This is a genomic window from Dyella humi (genome assembly GCF_044904605.1).
In the GTDB taxonomy this organism is placed as follows: Bacteria; Pseudomonadota; Gammaproteobacteria; order Xanthomonadales; family Rhodanobacteraceae; genus Dyella_B; species Dyella_B humi.
The window spans coordinates 740,141-759,210 of sequence record NZ_JADIKI010000021.1; the positions used below are offsets into that span (position 1 = coordinate 740,141).

General features: G+C 61.6%; 20 protein-coding genes. 6 read left to right on the forward strand and 14 right to left on the reverse strand.

Going from position 1 to position 19,070, the window contains the following annotated elements; all coding sequences use genetic code 11:
- The 13 genes from msbA to ISP18_RS03985 all read right to left on the reverse strand — a co-directional run bounded on the left by msbA (window position 1) and on the right by ISP18_RS03985 (window position 12,312).
- Window positions 1-1,785, reverse strand: coding sequence for a lipid A export permease/ATP-binding protein MsbA (gene msbA, locus ISP18_RS03925; RefSeq protein ID WP_380017206.1), 1,785 nt, complete (start codon window positions 1,783-1,785; stop codon window positions 1-3).
- Window positions 1,782-2,213 (reverse strand): ExbD/TolR family protein, encoded by a 432-nt coding sequence (locus tag ISP18_RS03930; RefSeq protein ID WP_380017208.1) that lies wholly within the window; start codon window positions 2,211-2,213, stop codon window positions 1,782-1,784. Before ISP18_RS03930 ends, msbA begins: the two co-directional genes overlap by 4 nt.
- Before the next feature lie 3 nt (window positions 2,214-2,216).
- Entirely contained in the window at window positions 2,217-2,864 is a 648-nt protein-coding gene (locus ISP18_RS03935; RefSeq protein ID WP_380017610.1) for a MotA/TolQ/ExbB proton channel family protein, read from the reverse strand.
- A 392-nt stretch (window positions 2,865-3,256) separates the two neighbouring features.
- Window positions 3,257-5,590, reverse strand: a complete 2,334-nt coding sequence (locus tag ISP18_RS03940; RefSeq protein ID WP_380017210.1) for a DNA internalization-related competence protein ComEC/Rec2 — start codon at window positions 5,588-5,590, stop codon at window positions 3,257-3,259.
- Window positions 5,591-5,723: 133 nt separating this feature from the next.
- On the reverse strand, window positions 5,724-6,410 hold the full coding sequence (gene lolD / locus ISP18_RS03945; RefSeq protein WP_404559243.1) for a lipoprotein-releasing ABC transporter ATP-binding protein LolD: 687 nt from the start codon (window positions 6,408-6,410) through the stop codon (window positions 5,724-5,726).
- A 4-nt stretch (window positions 6,411-6,414) separates the two neighbouring features.
- Entirely contained in the window at window positions 6,415-7,659 is a 1,245-nt protein-coding gene (locus ISP18_RS03950; RefSeq protein WP_380017214.1) for a lipoprotein-releasing ABC transporter permease subunit, read from the reverse strand.
- Between the two features lie 175 nt (window positions 7,660-7,834).
- Window positions 7,835-8,266, reverse strand: a complete 432-nt coding sequence (locus ISP18_RS03955) for a YgfX family protein (RefSeq protein ID WP_380017216.1) — start codon at window positions 8,264-8,266, stop codon at window positions 7,835-7,837.
- Window positions 8,238-8,486, reverse strand: coding sequence for an FAD assembly factor SdhE (locus ISP18_RS03960; RefSeq protein ID WP_380017218.1), 249 nt, complete (start codon window positions 8,484-8,486; stop codon window positions 8,238-8,240). Before ISP18_RS03960 ends, ISP18_RS03955 begins: the two co-directional genes overlap by 29 nt.
- Before the next feature lie 184 nt (window positions 8,487-8,670).
- Window positions 8,671-9,453: a succinate dehydrogenase iron-sulfur subunit gene (locus ISP18_RS03965; RefSeq protein ID WP_380017220.1), complete on the reverse strand. Its 783-nt coding sequence runs from the start codon at window positions 9,451-9,453 to the stop codon at window positions 8,671-8,673.
- 21 nt (window positions 9,454-9,474) lie between these two features.
- The gene (sdhA, locus tag ISP18_RS03970; protein ID WP_380017222.1) at window positions 9,475-11,262 is read right to left on the reverse strand and encodes a succinate dehydrogenase flavoprotein subunit; all 1,788 of its coding nucleotides are present in this window, start codon (window positions 11,260-11,262) and stop codon (window positions 9,475-9,477) included.
- Window positions 11,263-11,267: 5 nt separating this feature from the next.
- Window positions 11,268-11,663, reverse strand: a complete 396-nt coding sequence (sdhD, locus tag ISP18_RS03975) for a succinate dehydrogenase, hydrophobic membrane anchor protein (protein WP_380017224.1) — start codon at window positions 11,661-11,663, stop codon at window positions 11,268-11,270.
- A complete protein-coding gene (gene sdhC, locus ISP18_RS03980; RefSeq protein ID WP_380017226.1) occupies window positions 11,660-12,055 on the reverse strand; it encodes a succinate dehydrogenase, cytochrome b556 subunit in 396 nt (131 codons plus the stop codon). The genes sdhD and sdhC overlap by 4 nt, the downstream gene beginning before the upstream one ends.
- An 89-nt stretch (window positions 12,056-12,144) precedes the next feature.
- Window positions 12,145-12,312, reverse strand: coding sequence for a DUF1674 domain-containing protein (locus ISP18_RS03985; RefSeq protein WP_380017228.1), 168 nt, complete (start codon window positions 12,310-12,312; stop codon window positions 12,145-12,147).
- A 314-nt stretch (window positions 12,313-12,626) separates the two neighbouring features.
- Between ISP18_RS03985 and ygfZ the strand changes: the two genes are divergently transcribed.
- Both ygfZ and ISP18_RS03995 read left to right on the forward strand, forming a co-directional pair.
- A complete protein-coding gene (gene ygfZ / locus ISP18_RS03990; RefSeq protein WP_404559244.1) occupies window positions 12,627-13,244 on the forward strand; it encodes a CAF17-like 4Fe-4S cluster assembly/insertion protein YgfZ in 618 nt (205 codons plus the stop codon).
- A 442-nt stretch (window positions 13,245-13,686) separates the two neighbouring features.
- The gene (locus ISP18_RS03995; protein ID WP_380017232.1) at window positions 13,687-14,121 is read left to right on the forward strand and encodes a cell wall hydrolase; all 435 of its coding nucleotides are present in this window, start codon (window positions 13,687-13,689) and stop codon (window positions 14,119-14,121) included.
- A gap of 82 nt (window positions 14,122-14,203) precedes the next feature.
- Here the strand turns inward: ISP18_RS03995 and ISP18_RS04000 are convergent, their stop codons facing one another.
- Window positions 14,204-14,674 carry an outer membrane lipoprotein gene (locus tag ISP18_RS04000; protein ID WP_380017234.1) on the reverse strand — a complete coding sequence of 157 codons (471 nt, stop codon included), beginning with the start codon at window positions 14,672-14,674 and terminating at the stop codon, window positions 14,204-14,206.
- Window positions 14,675-14,819: 145 nt separating this feature from the next.
- On the opposite strand from ISP18_RS04000, the gene ISP18_RS04005 reads away from it, so the two are divergent.
- From ISP18_RS04005 to ISP18_RS04020, 4 genes are all read left to right on the forward strand, one after another.
- Entirely contained in the window at window positions 14,820-15,587 is a 768-nt protein-coding gene (locus tag ISP18_RS04005; RefSeq protein WP_380017611.1) for a TatD family hydrolase, read from the forward strand.
- Window positions 15,588-15,893: 306 nt separating this feature from the next.
- The gene (locus ISP18_RS04010) at window positions 15,894-16,331 is read left to right on the forward strand and encodes a MarR family winged helix-turn-helix transcriptional regulator (RefSeq protein ID WP_380017236.1); all 438 of its coding nucleotides are present in this window, start codon (window positions 15,894-15,896) and stop codon (window positions 16,329-16,331) included.
- Entirely contained in the window at window positions 16,328-17,863 is a 1,536-nt protein-coding gene (locus tag ISP18_RS04015; RefSeq protein ID WP_380017238.1) for an efflux transporter outer membrane subunit, read from the forward strand. The genes ISP18_RS04010 and ISP18_RS04015 overlap by 4 nt, the downstream gene beginning before the upstream one ends.
- Window positions 17,864-17,865: 2 nt before the next feature.
- A complete protein-coding gene (locus ISP18_RS04020; protein ID WP_380017240.1) occupies window positions 17,866-19,059 on the forward strand; it encodes an HlyD family secretion protein in 1,194 nt (397 codons plus the stop codon).
- The last annotated feature ends 11 nt before the right edge of the window (window positions 19,060-19,070 follow it).

Sequence of the window (19,070 nt, forward strand, 5' to 3'; positions counted from 1 at the left end):
TCAATCAACAACGACCGCGGCAGGACGCTCGTTGAACTGCATGCGATGTAGCGCCGCGTAATGGCCCCCCAGCGCCGTCAGTTCGGCATGCGTGCCGCGCTCGATGATCTTGCCCTGATCCATCACCGCAATCTGATCGGCGTGCTCAATGGTAGATAGTCGATGCGCGATCACCAGCGTGGTGCGGTCGCGCATCAGGCGCTGCAACGCCTGCTGGATCAAACGCTCCGATTCGGTATCCAGCGCGCTGGTGGCTTCGTCCAGCACCAGAATCGGCGCGTTCTTGAGAATGGCGCGCGCGATCGCGATGCGCTGGCGCTGCCCGCCGGAGAGCATGTTGCCGCCCTCGCCGATGGGGCTGTGAATGCCTTGCGGCAAACGCTGGATGAACTCCATTGCATTGGCCGCTTCGGCGGCGGCAATGATGTCCTGCTCGCTCGCGCCAACCAGTTCGCCGTAGGCAATGTTGTCGGCTACCGTGCCGTCGAACAACACTACGCTTTGCCCTACCCATGCAATCTGCCGGCGTAGCGAAGGCAAAGTATAGGATTCGTAATCGGCACCATCCAGGAAAATCCGACCACTGCTCGGCTCATTGAAGCGCGGTAGCAGACTGACCAGGCTACTCTTGCCACTTCCTGAGCGCCCCACCAACGCAGTCACCGTACCAGGCGTGCAATGCAGGTCCACACCCGCTAACGCCTCCAGCTCGCAGCGCGGATAGGTCAAACGCACATGCTCGAAACGCAGGTCGCCTTGGGCACGTTCAAGCACCTGCGTACCGCGGTCGGTTTCTGGCGGCATATCCATGACTTCAAACAGGCTTTCGGCTGCTGAAAGTCCACTCTGGATACCGGCTTGCACGTTGGTCAAACGCTTTAACGAAGGCAGCATGCCACCCATCGCGGTAAGGACCGTGACGAACACACCCGGCGAAATGCTGTTGATAACACTGGGACGCGAGGCAAGAAAAACCAGGCCAGCCAAAGCAAAAGAAGCCACCGACTGAATGGTTGCACTGGACGATGCATTGGTGGCCGCGATTTTGAGATTCAGGTAGCGCGCACGATCCGTTACTTGCGTAAATCGGGATGCCGCAGATTGCTGACCACCGTAAATGCGCACTTCGCGATGCGCAGAGACCGTCTCATCCACCGTGCCTGTCACCGAACCCATCATGCCCTGGATACGCCGGCTGATCTGTCGATAGCGACGACTGACGACTGAGGAGATGTACAGGATCACTGGAATCATCAGCAACAGCGCAGAGGACAGATACAAGCTGTTGTACAGCATCACCCACAGCATGCTTAGGACCGTCACACCTTCGGTCACAAGCACTTTTAGAGCATCTGTCGATGCCGAGGCGACTTGTTCGCTGGTGTAGGTGATGCGCGATATCTGGTGGCCAGAATGTTCCTTGCCAAAGAACGGCGCTGGCAGACGCAGATATGCAGCGAACACATCACGCTGGATCGACTGCACGACATTGCGACCGATATACGAAATGCCATAGCTACTGGCAAACGTAGCCAAGCCGCGCACAAGGAAAATCAGGATGATCCAGATTGGCATCCAAAAAATCAGGTAAGGGTCTTTCTGCGCAAATAGCTTGTCGATGATCAGTCGCAGCATCTGCGTAAACAGGCCCAGAGTGCCGCCATCGACAGCCATGCCGACAATGGCAGCGACGGCGACGGGCCAGTAGCGTGCCGAGTAGCCGAGCAGCCTTTTGTAGACACGTAGCGATTCGGCGCCAAAAATCGCAATTTTCTTATCGCTCATTTGCCCGTTTCCGCCTGCGTCGGCGTCGTGGCGATGGAAAGATGGGTAAAGCCGAGCTGGCCCAGCGCGTCCATGGCCATGACCACGTTCTGATGCGCCGTCATGGCGTCGGCACGGATGGTGACAGTCTGGTTGCGATCGTCACCGGCCACGTGCGCAATGGCCTGCTTGAGCGCATCCACGCTGCCGCCTTCGACTTCATCGCTACCCACGTAGAAATGCCCGTCGCGATCCACCATCACAGTGACGGCCGGCGGTTGCATGTCGCGGTCTTCCGCGCTGGCCTGCGGCAGATTCACTTTTAGGCGCGAGTGCTGCACGAAGGTGGTGGTGAGCACGAAGAACATCAGCAGCGTGAGCAGCACGTCGATCAACGACACTACGTTGATCTCGAAATCATCGCTGCGACGGTCGTTACCGATACGCATAGTTCAAACCGAAGCCTTGTCGCCCGCTGCGAGCGGCGCGCGGCGCGGACGCGGCGCGGCAGGCGCGGAAAGGGTGAGATCGTCCAACAGCAGCGTGGCCTGCTTTTCCATCTCGACAACGTAGCCGGCCACCTTGGAACGGAAATAGCGGTGCAGCACGTACGCGGGGATGGCGACCGTGAGACCTGCAGCGGTGCAGATCAGCGCCTCACCGATGCCGCCGGCCATCTTGGTGGGATCGGCCATGCCACCGACCATCACCTGCATGAACATGCGGATCAGGCCGATCACGGTGCCGAATAGGCCCAACAGCGGGCCGATCAGGGCGATGGTGCCGAGCGTGTTGAGGTAACGCTCCATGCGATGCACGACGTGGCGGCCGGTGTCCTCGATGCGCTCCTTGATCAGTTCGCGCGAGTGCTGGCGCACAGCCAGTGCCGCAGCCAGCAATTCGCCGAGCGGCGAGCCGGTCGCAAGTTTTTCCAGATGAGCCGGATCGAGTTGATCCGAGCGCGCCCATTCGCGCACCTCCTGCGCCAGTCCGGGCGGCAGTACGGAGTTGCGCCGCAAGGTCCACCAGCGCTCCAGCACGATCGCCAACGCCACCGCGGAGCAGATCAGGATGGGCGCCATCGCCCAGCCACCTGCCATCAGAATCTGACCCAGATCACCCACAAAAAACTCCCGGCCATTGCCGTCTGCGCAAGCGGCCATCATAGCAGTGTCGCTAAGGGATACTCTGACCTATTCCACGTACCCGTCACCGCACTGTATGCGCGCAGCGGTTTGCCAAAGTGGCGAAGGCAGACTGGCCGTCTGTCGAGACGCTGGGGTGAAGCGCTGCGCGCATACAGTGCGGCCCCAACATCTGAATATCAAAGACGGGGTGACATCCAGAAGGCCCGCAGGCTGCGCCGCGCGGCTTGAACAGACGGCCAGTCTGCCCTGCACCGCGCAACACACCCTGCGGGCCTTCTGGACGTCATGCCGGGTACGTGGAATAGGTCAGAGTATCCCCTATGTACCGTGCGGCCAGTGGCAAATCACTCCCGCCAGTAGCGTGGCCGCAGCAAGCGCCAGCGCGCCGCCACATAAGCCGGCGCGGCGGCGGGAAAATCAATCTGAACGGCGCCGTCCACCGCGGTATTGAATACCGGCACGCCCGCCGCGGCGTAACGCTGCATGACTTCCGGCCGCGGATGCCCGAAACGGTTCCTCCAGCCAGCAGAGACCACGGCGAGTTCAGGCCGGATGGCGGCGATGAAGTCGTCGCTGGAGGAACTGTTGCTGCCATGGTGAGGCACTTGCAACACCGGCGACGGCCCCACTCCCAACGACGCGGCGACGAGCGGTTCGGTGTTCATGGCGATGTCGCCCGTCAGCAACAGACGCCCCGCCCTCCCTTCGATCAGCAGCACGCAGGAATGGTCGTTCGCCGATGCATTCGACGCGGCAGCGGCAGTGGGACTGAGCACACGAAAACGCACGCCGTCCCACTCCCACTTCTGCCCCACCACGCATTGCTCCATCGGCATGTGCATGCGAGCCGGCTCGCCCGAATAGCGCCGCGCCGTCGGAAAAGCCGCGGCCACGGCGGGCGCGCCACCGGCGTGATCGTTGTCGGCATGGCTGATCATCAATACGTCCAGCCGATCGATACCGAGCGCATACAGCGATGGCACGACGACAGCCGAACCCAGATCGTAATCCGATGGATAACGCGCACCCGCGTCATACACCAACGCATGCTCGCGCGTGCGCACCACCACCGAAAGCCCCTGCCCCACGTCGAGCATCCATGTCTGAAATGCCCCGGCATCCGGTTGCTGTCTTGTCGGCCACAGTAAGGGTAGAAACAGCACTGCGCCCAGTGCGCGTAAAGGTACGCCACGCGGCGCGAACAGCCACATGGCGCCCAACGTGGCGAACACCAGCGCCCACGAATTTACCGCCGGCAGATACCACTGCGCGCCCGGCCAGGTAGCCGTCTGTTCAAGCAACCACCATTGCGCGTGCGTCAACCATCCGGCCAGCCACAGCACGGGCGTCGCCAACGGCGGACACAACATCAGCAAGAGCATGCCGAGCAAAGCGCAGGGCACGATCACGAAACTGACGAACGGCACAGCGAAGAGATTGGAGAAAGCGCCGACCAGCGACGCTTCGCCGAAAAACCACAGCGTCAACGGTAGCAGCGCCGTGGTCATCACAAGTTGGCCCAGCGTCAATTCGCGCAGGAAAGCACGAAACCCGCGCTCTTTCGCATCCATGCAGAGAATCAGAAAAGCCACGCCGACAAACGACAACCAGAACCCGGCTTCCAGCACCGCCGTTGGGTTCACCAGCAGGATCGCCATCAACGCGATCGCCAGCACGTGCGCCGAGCCGGCAGCACGTCGACTGCAGCGGGCCGCCGCAAATGCGGCGATCATCACTACCGTACGCACTGTGGGCATGCCGAAGCCGGCCAATACGCCATAAGCGAATGCTGCCGCCAAGGCGAACAACGCTTGCGCCTGCGCGTGTGGACCACGCAAGGCAAGCGACGGCCAGAGCCAGTAAACGACACTGCAAAACCAGGCGCCGAAGACGGCCGCTACACCAACGTGAAAGCCCGAGATGGCGATCAGATGCGAAACGCCGTTGGCGCGCGCCACATCCCAGTCCTGCTGTTCCAGTCCGCGGGTGTCGCCTACCGTGAAGGCGCGCAGCAAGGCGGCATCGTGCGGATCATGCACACGCATTTGAATGCCATCGGCTAGCGACGCACGAAAGCGATCCAGGCACCATGTCGCCACGCTCAAGCGTTGGTTGTCGGGATCATCACGCACATAACCCACTGCAGCGATGTCGTGCGCGAGTGCGCTGCGTTCGCTATCGGTACCGCCGGGGTTGATCGTGCCGCGCGGCCTGCGCAGGCGCAGCAGCAGTTGCCAGCGCGAGCATGGTTCCGGCTCCGCCGTTGGTTTGTCGTACCAACTGATGCGCGTGAGTCCGTGCCACGGCGTGATTTGCCCATTGAGCGTCGCCTGCTCGATGCGGAATTGCACGCTGGTAGCGCCGGCTTTGGTTTGCGCCAGGCCAATAACGCTGCCGATGACCTGGAAATCCTGCCCTTCCCATGCTTTCGGCAAGCGCGATTCCATCGCTGTGCCACCGCGCCATGCAGCCCATGCGAAGCCGAGCAGCAGAATCGCCAGCCAGCGCATACGTGGCAGGCACCAGGTCAGCATCAGCGCGCAGGCCGCGACAACACCCAATAGCCAGCGCGGCGGCAACACGGGCAGCCATTGCACCGCTGATATGCCTATTAGCAGAGCCAATGCTGTTGTTACTGCACCAGGCAACCGCTGTGGTTTCCGCGTTCCATCCGCCATAAAGCGAAGCTAACGCGGGAGCAAAGTAGGGCTTGTAAGGAGCGGACGTAAGTTGGGGTGAGGCAAGGCCGAACCCAAACGAATCGCGCATTACCGTCGTCCCGGCGAAAGCCGGGACGACGAGCACTTCGCATCAACCCTTCTCGCGCAACTCGCCGTTATGCAATTCCAGCGTGCGATCCATGCGCGCCGCCAGCCGGCTGTCGTGCGTCACCAGAATAAAGCTGGTGCCGATTTCGCGATTCAGTTCCAGCATCAGCGCGTACACGTGCGCGGCGTTGTCCTCATCCAGGTTGCCGGTGGGCTCATCGCCCAGCACACAGGAAGGGCGCGTCACCAGCGCGCGCGCCACAGCGCAGCGTTGGCGCTCACCGCCGGAAAGTTCGCCGGGCTTGTGTTCAAGCCGTTTGCCCAGTCCTACGCGTTCCAGCAGTACCTTTGCCTGCTTTTGCGCCTCGGGAATGCCGACACCGCGGATCAGCAAGGGCATGCATACGTTTTCCAGCGCGGTGAATTCCGGCAGCAGATGATGGAATTGGTAGATGAAGCCGAGCGAACGATTGCGCACGCGGCCACGCTCTGCATCGGACAGCTTGGAAAGCGTGCGGCCTTCGACTTCCACCTCGCCGTTGGTGAGCGTATCCAGGCCGCCGATGATGTGCAGCAGCGTGCTCTTGCCGGAACCGGAAGCACCGACAATCGCCAGCGTTTCACCGCGCTTGAGCGTGAAACTCGCATTGGTCAGTACCGTAGTACGCAGATCGCCTTCCTCATAGGTTTTGGCGACGTGGCTGGCACGCAGGACGATATCGTTGGTCATCGGATTACTCATAGCGCAGCGCCTGGGCCGGTTGCGTACGCGAAGCGCGCCATGCGGGATAAAGCGTCGCAAGCAGGGAGAACAGGAAAGTCACTAGCGCTACCGATAAGACGTCATGCAAGTCGAGCCTGCTGGGCACCTCACTGATGTAGTAGACGTCCGGCGAGAGGAAGGTGACGCCCGTGACGTGCTCGATCCACTTCACGATGCTGGGCAGCCGCCACGACAGCAGCGAACCCAGGCCCACGCCGAAACCGATCCCGACGAAACCCACCAGCACGCCCTGCACCATGAACATGCCCATGATGCTGCGCGGCGTCGAACCCAGGGTACGCAAGATGGCGATATCCGCTTGCTTGTCGGTTACCAGCATCATCAGCATCGAAATCAGGTTGATCACCGCCACCAGGATGATCAGCGAGAGAATGATGAACATCACGTTCTTCTCCATCGAGATGGCGGAGAAGAAATTGGCGTGACTATCCATCCACGTAGTCACCATGTAGACCTGCCCGAGCGTATCGGCCAACTGGCGCGCCACAGGGCCGGCGTTGTAAAGATCGTCCAGCTTCAGGCGAATACCGGTGGGGGCGTCGATGCTTTTCAGTTTTTCGGCATCACTGAGGTTGATCAGGCCAAGGCCGGAATCGAACTCCTCCATGCCCATTTCGAAGATGCCGCTAACGCGAAAACCGCGGATACGCGGCACCGCACCCATCGGCGTTGCGCGCAGCTCCGGCACTACCACGGTGACTTTATCGCCGACGTTCACGCCAAGCTGCAGCGCCAGATCTTTGCCGAGAATGATGTTCCAACTATCAGGCGTGAGCGAATCGAACGAGCCGGCGACCATGTGCTTGTTGATGTCCGACACGTTCGGCTCTTGCGTCGTGTCAATGCCGCGCACCATCGCACCGCCGGAGCGGTTTGCCTGCAGAAAGGATTGGATCTCCACATACGGCGCTGCTCCCTTCACATGCGAGTTGGCTTTCACCTGCTGCATGGCGTACTGCCAGTTCTGTATCGTCTCACCCGACAGGCTGGACACAGTTGCATCGGAAATGGCGCCGAGAATGCGCGAACGGAGCTGGTAGTCGAAGCCGTTCATCACCGACATCACTGTGATCAGCGCCATCACGCTGATGGTGATGCAGACGATGGATACGGTGGAAATGAAGGAAATGAACTGATTGCGCCGCTTGGCGCGGACGTAGCGCAGGCCGATGAAAAGCTCGAGCGGTCGGAACATGAGGGCTTCGCTTAGGGAATGTGGGCGGCGGGCCGGTGGAATTCATCAGACCGTGCCGCGCGCGCAGAGTGCCCGAAGTGGGCTTGGCGGGCAACTTGGACGAAACCTGCACGGATCGTAGGCTGGGATGCCAATCCCAGCAGCACCAGCAGGAAGCTGGGATTGGCATCCCAGCCTACGAACTCTCCTCCGCGTCATTGGCCAAAACAGCCAGCCGCATGCGCAGGCGCCGCCGGATATCCGCATCGGTGTTGTCCGGCATCAGCCAGAGCGTGAGCTTGCCGTAGCGAACACTGGCCAATCGCAGCAAGACCAGCTGGCGCATGATGCGAAACGACACAAGCGTTGCTACATCGTCCGCACCATCCAGGCCGCGCAGCGTCCAGCCGCTTTGACTTGCCCAGCCTACCGCGTAAATCGGTAGACGCAGGCGGCGAATGGCGTGAACGCAGGCCGCAGCCGAAGCCAGCGCCAGCGCGATCCGTGCAAGCAACGGCACGCCCGACATCATGATCGCCAGCGCGGCAAGACCCGTCACGACTACCAATAACCGCGAGGGCCAGCGCGAAGGCCGGTACTCAAAGCCGATGGCGGGTGCGGATGTCATCGATGATGGCCTGCCAGTCGTCGCGCGGCGGCCTGGCGTGACCCATCACCCAGTCCCATAGGTCCGGATCCTGCACGTCGAGCAGTTCGTCGAAGGCCTGTTGAAGGGCTTCATCCGCAGCGGGAAAGGAGGTGTCCAGCCAGCCGCCGAATAAGGAGTCGAGTTCGCGGGTGCCGCGTCGGGTGCGCCATCGCAAGCGTTTGAGGCGGGCTTCATCCATCTATCGCACCTCTCCCCTTACCAGCCGAGGTATCCCCTCCCTCGAGGCCGTCATTCCCGCGAAAGCGGGAATCCATCTTCGCCTTTTGATCCAGAGCAACATAGATTCCCGCTTTCGCGGGAATGACGGCAAGGTAAAAACTGCCCATCGCATCGAATTGAAATTCCAGGGCAGGAAAAGCGAATCAAGCCGACCGCCGCTCCACCAGCAACTTTTTGATCTCCGCAATCGCCTTGGCCGGATTCAAACCCTTCGGACACGTGCGCACGCAGTTCATGATGGTATGGCAGCGATACAACTTGAACGGATCTTCCAGATCGTCCAGGCGCGCGCCGGTGTCTTCGTCGCGCGAATCGACGATCCAGCGGTACGCCTGCAGCAGAATCGCTGGGCCCAGGTAACGATCACCGTTCCACCAGTAGCTCGGGCAGCTCGTGGAGCAGCACGCACACAGGATGCACTCGTACAGGCCGTCGAGCTTCTTGCGGTCTTCCGGCGACTGCGGACGCTCGCGGTCGGGCGCCGCGCTCTGCGTGCGCAGCCACGGTTTGATCGAAGCGAACTGGGCGTAGAAGTGTGTGAGATCGGGCACCAGATCCTTCACCACCGGCATGTGCGGCAGCGGGTAGATCTTCACATCGCCCGATGCGCATTCCTCGATGGACCTAGTGCAAGCCAGCGTATTGGTGCCGTCGATGTTCATCGCGCACGAACCGCAGATGCCTTCGCGGCAAGAACGGCGCAGCGTGAGCGTGGGATCGATCTCGTTCTTGATCTTCAGCAGCGCGTCCAGAACCATCGGGCCGCACGCGGCCAGATCGACCTCGTACGTGTCGATGCGCGGGTTCTGGCCGTCGTCCGGCGACCAGCGATAGACGCGGAACGTGCGCGGCTTTTTCGCGTCTTTCGCCGGATAGTGCTTGCCCGGCTGGATCTTTGAATTCTTCGGTAGCGTGAACTCGGCCACGATTGCCTCTCCAGTCGGTACTTAGTAAACGCGCTTCTTCGGCGGCACCACCTCGACCTCATTGGTCAAGGTGTACATGTGCACCGGACGGAAATCGAAGCTGGTCTTGCCGGCTTCGTCGACCTTCACCAGCGTGTGCTTCATCCAGTTGTGGTCGTCGCGCTCGGGGAAATCTTCGCGGGCATGCCCGCCGCGGCTCTCGATACGCTGCTCGGCCGAGTGCATGGTCGCCACCGCCTGATCGAGCAGGTTGGACAGTTCCAGCGTTTCCACCAAATCGGAGTTCCACACGAGGGAACGATCGCTTACGCGCACGTCCTTGAAGGAGTCGTGGACCTCGGAGATTTTCCGAGAGCCCGCCTTCAAGGTTTCACCGGTGCGGAACACCGCCGCGTCGTCCTGCATAGTGCGCTGCATGGCCAAGCGAATCTTCGCCGTGGGCGTGCCGCCGTCGGCATGACGCAGCCCATCGAAGCGGGCCAACGCCTTGTCTAGCACGCTGGCCGGCAGATCCTTATGGGCCGTGCCAGGCTTGATCAATTCGGCGCAACGATGCGATACGGCGCGACCGAACACCACCAGGTCCAGCAACGAGTTGGAGCCCAGGCGGTTCGCGCCATGCACCGACACACAGGCCGCTTCGCCGATGGCGAACAGGCCCGGCACCACTGCATCCACATCGTCGCCTTTCTTCTGTACGACTTCGCCGTGATAGTTGGTGGGAATGCCGCCCATGTTGTAGTGCACGGTAGGCAGCACCGGGATCGGTTCCTTGGTGACGTCGACACCGGCGAAGATGCGTGCGGATTCGGCGATGCCCGGCAGGCGCTCGTGGATCACTTCGGGACCGAGGTGCATCAGGTTCAGATGCACGTGGTCCTTGTGTTCGCCCACGCCGCGACCTTCGCGGATTTCCACCGTCATCGCGCGACTGACCACGTCGCGCGATGCAAGATCCTTCGCGCTGGGTGCATAGCGCTCCATGAAGCGCTCGCCCTTCGAATTGGTGAGATAACCACCCTCACCGCGCACGCCTTCGGTGATCAGGCAGCCCGCGCCGTAGATGCCGGTCGGATGGAACTGCACGAATTCCATGTCCTGCAGCGCAAGGCCGGCACGCAGCACCATGCCGCCACCGTCGCCGGTACAGGTATGCGCGGAGGTAGCGCTGAAATACGCGCGGCCGTAGCCGCCGGTCGCCAGCACCACGGCCTGTCCACGGAAGAAATGCAGCGTACCCTCGTTCAGATCGAGCGCCAGCACGCCGCGACACACACCTTCCTCGTCGAAGATCAGATCAATGGCGAAGTATTCGATGAAGAAGGTGGCGTCGTGCGCCAACGCCTGCTGATACAGCGTATGCAAGATCGCGTGACCGGTGCGGTCGGCCGCGGCGCAGGTGCGCTGCGCGGTGCCCTTGCCGTAATGCGTGGTCATGCCGCCGAACGGGCGCTGATAGATGCGGCCATCGTCGGTGCGCGAGAACGGTACGCCGTAGTGTTCCAGTTCCAGGATCGAGGGAATGGCCTCGCGGCACATGTATTCGATTGCGTCTTGATCGCCCAGCCAGTCCGACCCCTTGATGGTGTCGTAGAAGTGGAAACGCCAGTCGTCCTCGCCCATGTTGCCGAGCGCCGCGGCGATACCGCCCTGCGCCGCAACCGTGTGCGAGCGGGTCGGGAACACCTTGGTGATGCACGCGGCTTTGAGGCCCTTCTCGGCCAGGCCGAACGTGGCGCGCAGGCCGGCGCCGCCGGCGCCCACCACGATCACGTCGTACTTGTGCTGCTGAACTTTGTAAGCTTCCATCGACCTCAGGCTCCCAGCGCGATGCGCAGCACCGCCAGCGTGCCGGCCAGCACGCACAGCACGGCGATAAACTTGATGACAAGCAGAAGGGTGACTTCCTTCCAGCGGGTGTGGACGTAATCTTCGATGACCACCTGCAGGCCGAGCACCATGTGCCAGAACATGCTCACGAGGAACGCGACCAGCAGCACTGCGTCCCACGGCTTGGCCACCGCGGCACGCGCGGCAGCGTAGTCGCCATGCAGCAGACCGAGCACCAGGATCACGAACCACAAGCCCAGCGCGATCAAGGCGACCGCGGTGGTGCGCTGGGTCCACCAATGCGCCACGCCGGACTGGGCCGAACCCAGCCCGCGTGCCCGCTTCAGCGGATTCCGCAAATCTTTTGCGTTAGCGCTCATGCGGCACCTCCAGCGGAAAGCACATAGCCCCAGACGATCAAGGTCAGCACGAGGCTGCCGATCACCGTCAGCCAGCTCGAACGCACGAACTGGGCGATGGCGTAGCCCGCACCGGCGTCCTGCACCAGATGGCGGATGCCATTGCACAAATGATAGAAGAGCGACCAAGTCCAGCCGATCATCAGAATCATGCCGATCGGGCTGCCCATGCAGACTCTGAACTGGTGGAACGCATCTTCGCCGGCGGCCAGGGCGATCAGGCCCCATACGACGACCAGGGTGCCCACAGCCAGGGCAATGCCGGTGGCGCGATGCAGGATGGAGGTCACCATCTGCACTTGCCACTTATATATCTGTAGATGCGGTGAAAGCGGTCGTCGCGTGTCTGCCATGGCGGCTATCCTGGGGTGGAATCGCTGATGCCCGCACCGCCGCCTGTTCCCTACTTCATCACCGCACCATCGCGCAGTGGTGCAACGGATCAGAAGTCGATGCAGCGTCCGTTCTTTTCCCAATCGCCGTAGCGCGTGGGATCCGGCGCCGGCCGCTCGTTCTGATCCTTGCCCGGCACGGGCAAAACGGGCGTTGCTGCTCGCTCTTTCTCGGCGGGCTCGTTCGGCGTTGCGGGTTTGGAGGACGTGTCGGGCATGTTCGTATCGCCAAAAGCGTAATACTTGCCGCATAGCGGCACAACCAGTTGACGTAGGGCGCCGGGCGTTGCAGGCAAGTTAGGCGTACATCTTGCGCCGAGCTCCTGCCGCCCCCACTCCTACGCGCATGCCTACATTCCATACCGCCCACGCCGTTTTCATGGAAGGCCCGGACGCCATCGCGTTCGCGCAGAGCCAATTCGCCAGCCCGGTCACTGCGCTCGCGAACCTTCGCTGGCAATTTAGCAGTTGGCTCGATGCACAAGGGCGCGTGCGCAATCTGTTTCATCTTGCGCGCTTGAGTGACGAACGCTTGCTGCTGATTCTGCGCGGTGGTGATTCGACAAGCTTCATCGATGCGTTGCGTCGTTACGTGTTTCGTTCGCGCGTGAAGCTGACACTTGCCGAAGGATCGCTTGCGAGCGACGCAGCCATGTCTCTGTACGATGTCGAAGTGCGCGACGATGTGATTCGTATTGGTTGCGGATCGCACACCATGTTGTTCGGTGCAAATGTCAGCGGTGACGATGCATGGCAACTTGAACAATTGCGCGAAGGATGGCCATGGCTTCCGGATGACGCATTGAACGAACTGCTTCCGCCTGCTTTATCGCTGTATCGCATAGGTGCCGTCGCGATCGACAAAGGTTGTTATCCGGGACAGGAGATCGTCGCGCGACTGCATTATCGCGGCGGCAACAAACGGCACTTACATCATGTCGCGTTGTCCAAGCGCGTTGAAGATGGCACGTTGTTGCAACGCGAGAATCGCGAATTCGTGCGCTTACTCAACGTCGTTGCGCATGCGGAACGCGTAGAAGCGCTTGCTGTCATAAACGACGAAGTAGCAAGTCAATTCGGACAACAAGATAAAAAAATCATCAGTGACGAAGGTATTGACGTACAACTGCTAAACACTTGGTCTGCTTGACGTTTGCATCATGCTTGCTATGCGAGGATCGTGAGTGAAATGTGAATCGAACACGGCTGGCACTTGCAAAGACGAGCGCACCCCACTAGATTCCGCCAAACTTTTTCCGGCACCCACTTGCCCACAGGGTGCTGACATACGCGACGAACCGGAGGGGTCCGGATCGGCGCGACCCGGCAAGAAGAATGCCGGAGTACAACTCGCCGTATGCGCGAACACGCTGCACAAGTGCACTACGCACGCAGCGTAAATAGCCCGAGTCTTTCCCGGTCGACATCGGACATGTCGATCGATTTCGCCGCGTTACAGCGGTCAAAACGGCCTGCATCTCCAGTTTCGACGCAGGTCATATATCCAGGTGGAACGGCCTGCCCGCCCGTCCACCGCAACGGCGTTTTCGGCATACATGTGTGCCTGGACGTACAGCAAGCTGGAGGCAGATATGAAACTTTCCATGTTGTTGTGGCTGATGTCCGTACTGCCCCAACCGCTCGCAGACCAGACCTGTCTGGCTACCACCGTGTATCTCGAAGCACGGAGCCAGTCGACAGTTGGTCAGATGGCCGTGGCGGAAGTCGCCATGCGCCGGCGCGAACGCGGTCAGTGGGGCGGTACTGTGTGTGATGTGGTGAAGTCACCACATCAATTCGCGCTTTCCACCACCACGCCGAATCAGGAAATCGACAATCTCGTGGCGTTCCAGAAAGCATGGGACATCGCAGGCAAGTCGATGACCAATTGGCAGCTTCCGGTCGACGAGCGTCGTTTCTTCGTTCCGCATGCCGATCACTTCGCCACCGTCGCAGTTGCGCCGGCATGGTCACGCAACCAGCGGGCCATCACCATCGGCGACCACAAGTTCTATTCGATCAACTGATCGGCGCACATATGCCGTAAAAAAGGCCCTCGCAAGAGGGCCTTTCCATTTGGACGTCCAGACGTCTATTTTAAATACTTGGTCAGCGTGGATAAACCTGGTTGTTGCTGATCACCACGTAGTCGCCGGGACGCACACCCGGACTTGGAACCTGTGTCACCGTGGCGTACTGGCCGTTGTCCATGCGCACCACGATCTGCCACGCCGGGGTGGTGCCCGCCGGCTGGCTGTTTGCCTGACCGACCTTGTTGCCCACCACACCACCAACCACCGCGCCACCCACGATGGCCGCCGTATTGCCGCGACCATGACCGATGGTGCTGCCCAGCAAGCCGCCCGCGACCGCACCGATCACAGTGCCCAGACCGCTGTTATTGCTACCCTGCTGCTGGATGTAGATCTGCTGCACCTGCTGTACCACGCCGCAGTTCTGGCAGCCGTGATAGCCGTAGCTCGTCTGATAGGTTGTTGGCTGCGTCTGGCAACCCGACAGAGCCGCGACGGCCACCAGCACTGCCGCCATCGCACCGAATTTGAACGATTTGCCTTTCACGACGACCTCCTGTGTTTTTGATTTGGCAAGCGAACGCCGACCGGCGCGTCTTGATGTGCCGCATTGAAGCGCCCGCACGCTGAATGACGGCTAGACCGACATCATAGCTATCAGAACCGTCCCAAGATAACGCATCATGACAAGTATGTTTACGCTTGCCGACAGCCATGTGCATCTGGACGACGTTACCTTCGACCACGACCGGGACGCCGTCATCGAACGCGCCCGCGCGTCAGGCGTAGCACTGCAGGTGATCCCCGGCGTCGATGCCGCCAGCTGGCCGCGCATCCAGACGCTGTGCAAACCCGGCAGCGGCCTCTATCCCGCCTACGGCATGCATCCGATGTTTCTCGACCAGCACCGTCCGGAACATCTCGCGACGCTATCGCATTGGCTTGCGACGCAGCGCCCCGTCGCGGTGGGCGAAATCGGCCTCGATTTCCACCAGGAAGGCCTGGATGTCACAGATCAGCGCGACTACTTCCGGCAGCAGCTCGCCCTGGCGCGTGAGTTCGACCTGCCGGTGATCCTCCACGCCCGCGCCGCGCTGGACGAAGTCACTGCAACATTGCGCCGCATCGGCGGCCTGCGCGGCGTCGTGCACAGTTTTTCCGGTAGCCACCAGCAGGCCGAACAATTGTGGAAGCTCGGCTTTCACCTCGGCATTGGCGGTCCGGTGACCTATGAGCGCGCGCAGCGTTTGCGGCGCATCGTCGCGAGCATGCCGATCGACTATCTGATGTTGGAAAGCGATGCGCCGGATCAGCCTTTGTCCACCCATCGTGGCGAGCGCAATGAGCCGGCGCGGGTGGCAGAAGTCCTGCAGTGTGTTGCGGAGCTGCGTGATGAGAACCCACAAGCTGTGGCTGCCGCAACGACCGCAAACGTGCGGCGACTCTTCGCTATCTCCTGATCTCTCAACGCGCATTCGCTTGCCTGCGAGAAGCGGTCCCGATCCGGGGCGAACTTCGCACCGATACACATTAGTGACGTTGGGGTTCGGCTGCGCCTCATCTCCAACCTATGCGGAACATCGACACCCCTACGAGGGACTGACTCTCGGCTCAGCACTTGCAAACCACTATGCTTGCAGCGCATCATTTATTTCACCAGTGAAATATGCACCGATGAAATGTCTCTGATCGAGAAAATCAAGATGCTGGATGAAGGCGTTGCGGGCGTCCGCAGGCTCATCCCCGAGGTTCCGAAGGATGTCTCGATGTTCCGTATGCTGGTGCTGATCAGCGAACATCTGCAGGTGGAGCTCGAAGGCAAGCTGCGGCCACACAAGCTCAACGATAGTGAATTCCGCACGCTGGTCACCTTGTTTTCACGGCCGGACGGCACTTCCACGCCGGGCGAGATCTGCGTGTTCACCTCATTAGGTGTCACCAACATGACCCGCATCGCCAATGCGCTGGTCAAGCGCGGACTCATCACGCGCGGTCCCAGCGTGGAAGACCGGCGCCGCGTAGTCATGCAGATCACGCCCGCGGGCAGGCGATTCGTGCAGAAGATGCTGCCGACCATGTTCCCGCGCCTGAAGTTGCTTTTAGAAGGTTTCAGCAACGCCGACCGCAGCCAGTTGAACCGCCTGCTGCGCAAGTTCGCGCACAACCTCAGCCAACTCGAACACGCCGCGGGTGATCCGCCATGAATGCCGTCTCCTCCTCCACTTGCACGCGGCTGCGTCCGCTTGCGCTGTTGGCCGCGCTAAGCCTTGCCGGCTGCATGATTCCGGCCAAAGTGCAGCACCCCGCGTTGCGCGACGACGTGCCGCTCGCGGGCTTGCCGACCGCCGCCAGCGCAAACTGGCCGGCGACCGACTGGTGGCGCGTGTACAACGATCCGCAACTGGATCAGCTCATCACCCTGGCGATGAAGCAGTCGCCCGATCTGGCGCAAGCGCATGCGCGCGTTCAGACCGCCGAGCAATCGGTGCGTGTGGCCGCCGCGCAAGCCGGCTTGAATATCAACGGCAACGCACAGTTCACGCGCCAGCGCATGAGCGACCACGGCCTGTTTCCACCTTCTCTGCTCGGCTTCAACTGGTACAACCAGGCTGACCTCAGCGTGCAGTTGCAGTACGACTTTGACTGGTGGGGCAAGAAGCGCGCGTCGATCGAATCGGCGCTGGATCAAGCGCACGCCGCCGAAGCACAACGCAGCGCCGCGGCACTCGCGTTGCAGAACGCCGTGGCCGATACGTATTTCGCCTGGCTCGCCGATGAAAACCGACTGCAGCTCGCGCAACAGACGGTAGCCGTGCAGCAGCGCCTGCTGCATATCGCAGAACTGCGCGTGCGCCAGGGCGTGGATTTGCCCGATACCGTGCAACAGGCGCGCGCGCAGCTTGCCAGCGCTCAGCAGACGCAGGCGACGCTCGAAGGCTCGGTCGAGTTGCGCAAAGTGGTGTTAGCTGCACTGGCGAACGTATCGCCTGCCGACCTGCCACCGCTGCAGGCGCACGCGTTGCCTGAGATAGAAGGCGCCCTGCCCGACAACGTGCGCCTGGACCTGATCGCCCGTCGTCCGGACATCGCCGCCAGCCGCTGGCAGGTGGAAGCGGCGCTGAAACAAACCGACGTCACGCGTGCCGATTACTTCCCCGACTTCAGCATCAACGCCATGGCTGGGCTTTCCAGCACCGACCAAGGCGCACCGAAGATCGCCGGCTTCTCGAACGGTAGCAAGGGCGATCTCGGCAACCTGTTCGATCTTGGCAGCCGTGTCTTCGGCATCACGCCCGCGGTGCATCTGCCGATCTTCGAAGGCGGCCGGCTCAAGGCTAACTACGGCACAAGTCGCGCGCAGCTCGACGCCGCCATTTCCGATTACAACGTGGCAGTGACGAATGCCGCGCGTGACGTGGCCACGCAGGCTGTCACCGCGCAGCAGATCGTCGCGCGCCGCGCGAAACAAGAGGCGCAGGTGAAAGCCAATGAAGCGTTGCTTGCTAATGCGCAGTCACGCGCCGCGCACGGCACCAAGGACGCACGCGAAAGCCTCAACGCCGAAACGCAGCTCCTGCTGCAGCGCGACCAGGCGGTGAGCCTGCATGCCCAGGCGCTCAGTACGGATCTCGCGCTGATCAAGGCGCTGGGCGGCGGCTATCGCTCGGATGCCGAGCGTACGGCGCAATCGGCCAACACACCCTCTTCCATTTTGAATCCTGCAGGAGCCCCCTGATCATGAGCACCACTCCCAAGGACGCCAACGACAGCGGCCTTGCCGCGAAGGACCCCGCCAAGCGTAGCCGGGCGCTGCTGATCGTGGCCACCATCTTCGTGCTCGCAGGGTTGACCTGGTTCGTGCTGTGGTTCTTCGTGTTCTCCACGCGCGAGAACACCGACAACGCCTACATCGGCGGCAATCAGGTCGCGCTTTCCTCGCAAGTGCCTGGCACTGTGGTGGCGATCCTCACCGACGATACGCAACACGTCACCGCCGGCCAGGTGCTGGTCAAGCTCGACCCCACCGACGCCGACGTGAAGCTTCGCCAAGCCAGCAGTGCGCTGGCACAAGCCGTGCGGCAGGTGCGCCAGCAGAACGATTCGGTGAGCGAAGCCGATGCGACTGTGGCTGCACGTGAAGTTGATCTGCGCAAGGCGCAGGCCGATCTCAAGCGCCATCTGCCGCTAGTGGCGGCGCAGGCCGAATCGCCCGAAACCGTGCAGCACATGCGCGATAGCGTGTCTCAGGCGCAAGCCACGTTGAATGCGGCGAAGGCACAGGCGCAATCCGCGCGCGCCGCCGTGGAGGGCACCGACATCGCCAACAACCCGAACGTGATGCAGGCGCGCGCCAATTTCCGCGCCGCCTGGATCGCCGCGCAGCGCAACACCATCGTTGCGCCGGTGGACGGCTACGTCGCGCAGCGCAGCGTGCAGCTCGGCGCCAGCATCACGCCCGGCCAGCAGTTGATGACGGTCGTGCCGCTGCACGACCTGTGGATCGACGCGAACTTCAAGGAAAACCAGCTGCGCCACATCCGTATCGGTCAGCCGGTGAAGATTTCCACGGACCTTTACGGCGGCAGCGTGGAATACCACGGCAAGGTGATCGGCCTAGGCGCCGGCACTGGCAGCGTGTTCTCACTGCTGCCGGCGCAGAACGCGACCGGCAACTGGATCAAGGTGGTGCAACGCGTGCCGGTGCGCATCGCGCTGGACAATAACGAGCTTGATCAGCATCCGTTACGCGTGGGTCTGTCCGCCGACGTCACCGTCGATATCACCAACGACAAAGGCCCTGCGTTGGCGTCCGCTCCCGCGCAACCGCCTGCGGAAACGTCGGTGTATGACCAAGTGGCTGCGCAGGCCGAGGCGGAAGCCGAAAAGATCATCCGCGCCAATCTCGGCACGTCCACCGATGCGTCGAACTGATACACGTCTAA

Bases quoted from the DNA above. Each gene is read 5' to 3' on its own strand.
- msbA (WP_380017206.1), bottom strand. From the start codon at position 1,785: ATGAGCGATAAGAAAATTGCGATTTTTGGCGCCGAATCGCTACGTGTC.
- ISP18_RS03955 (WP_380017216.1), bottom strand. From the start codon at position 8,266: ATGACATCCGCACCCGCCATCGGCTTTGAGTACCGGCCTTCGCGCTGG.
- sdhC (WP_380017226.1), bottom strand. From the start codon at position 12,055: ATGGCAGACACGCGACGACCGCTTTCACCGCATCTACAGATATATAAG.
- ISP18_RS03930 (WP_380017208.1), bottom strand. From the start codon at position 2,213: ATGCGTATCGGTAACGACCGTCGCAGCGATGATTTCGAGATCAACGTA.
- ISP18_RS04015 (WP_380017238.1), top strand. From the start codon at position 16,328: ATGAATGCCGTCTCCTCCTCCACTTGCACGCGGCTGCGTCCGCTTGCG.
- ISP18_RS04020 (WP_380017240.1), top strand. From the start codon at position 17,866: ATGAGCACCACTCCCAAGGACGCCAACGACAGCGGCCTTGCCGCGAAG.
- ISP18_RS04005 (WP_380017611.1), top strand. From the start codon at position 14,820: ATGTTTACGCTTGCCGACAGCCATGTGCATCTGGACGACGTTACCTTC.
- ISP18_RS03995 (WP_380017232.1), top strand. From the start codon at position 13,687: ATGAAACTTTCCATGTTGTTGTGGCTGATGTCCGTACTGCCCCAACCG.
- ISP18_RS03985 (WP_380017228.1), bottom strand. From the start codon at position 12,312: ATGCCCGACACGTCCTCCAAACCCGCAACGCCGAACGAGCCCGCCGAG.
- ISP18_RS04010 (WP_380017236.1), top strand. From the start codon at position 15,894: ATGTTCCGTATGCTGGTGCTGATCAGCGAACATCTGCAGGTGGAGCTC.
- ISP18_RS03935 (WP_380017610.1), bottom strand. From the start codon at position 2,864: ATGGCAGGTGGCTGGGCGATGGCGCCCATCCTGATCTGCTCCGCGGTG.
- ISP18_RS03960 (WP_380017218.1), bottom strand. From the start codon at position 8,486: ATGGATGAAGCCCGCCTCAAACGCTTGCGATGGCGCACCCGACGCGGC.
- ISP18_RS03940 (WP_380017210.1), bottom strand. From the start codon at position 5,590: ATGGCGGATGGAACGCGGAAACCACAGCGGTTGCCTGGTGCAGTAACA.
- ISP18_RS03950 (WP_380017214.1), bottom strand. From the start codon at position 7,659: ATGTTCCGACCGCTCGAGCTTTTCATCGGCCTGCGCTACGTCCGCGCC.
- sdhD (WP_380017224.1), bottom strand. From the start codon at position 11,663: ATGAGCGCTAACGCAAAAGATTTGCGGAATCCGCTGAAGCGGGCACGC.
- sdhA (WP_380017222.1), bottom strand. From the start codon at position 11,262: ATGGAAGCTTACAAAGTTCAGCAGCACAAGTACGACGTGATCGTGGTG.
- lolD (WP_404559243.1), bottom strand. From the start codon at position 6,410: ATGACCAACGATATCGTCCTGCGTGCCAGCCACGTCGCCAAAACCTAT.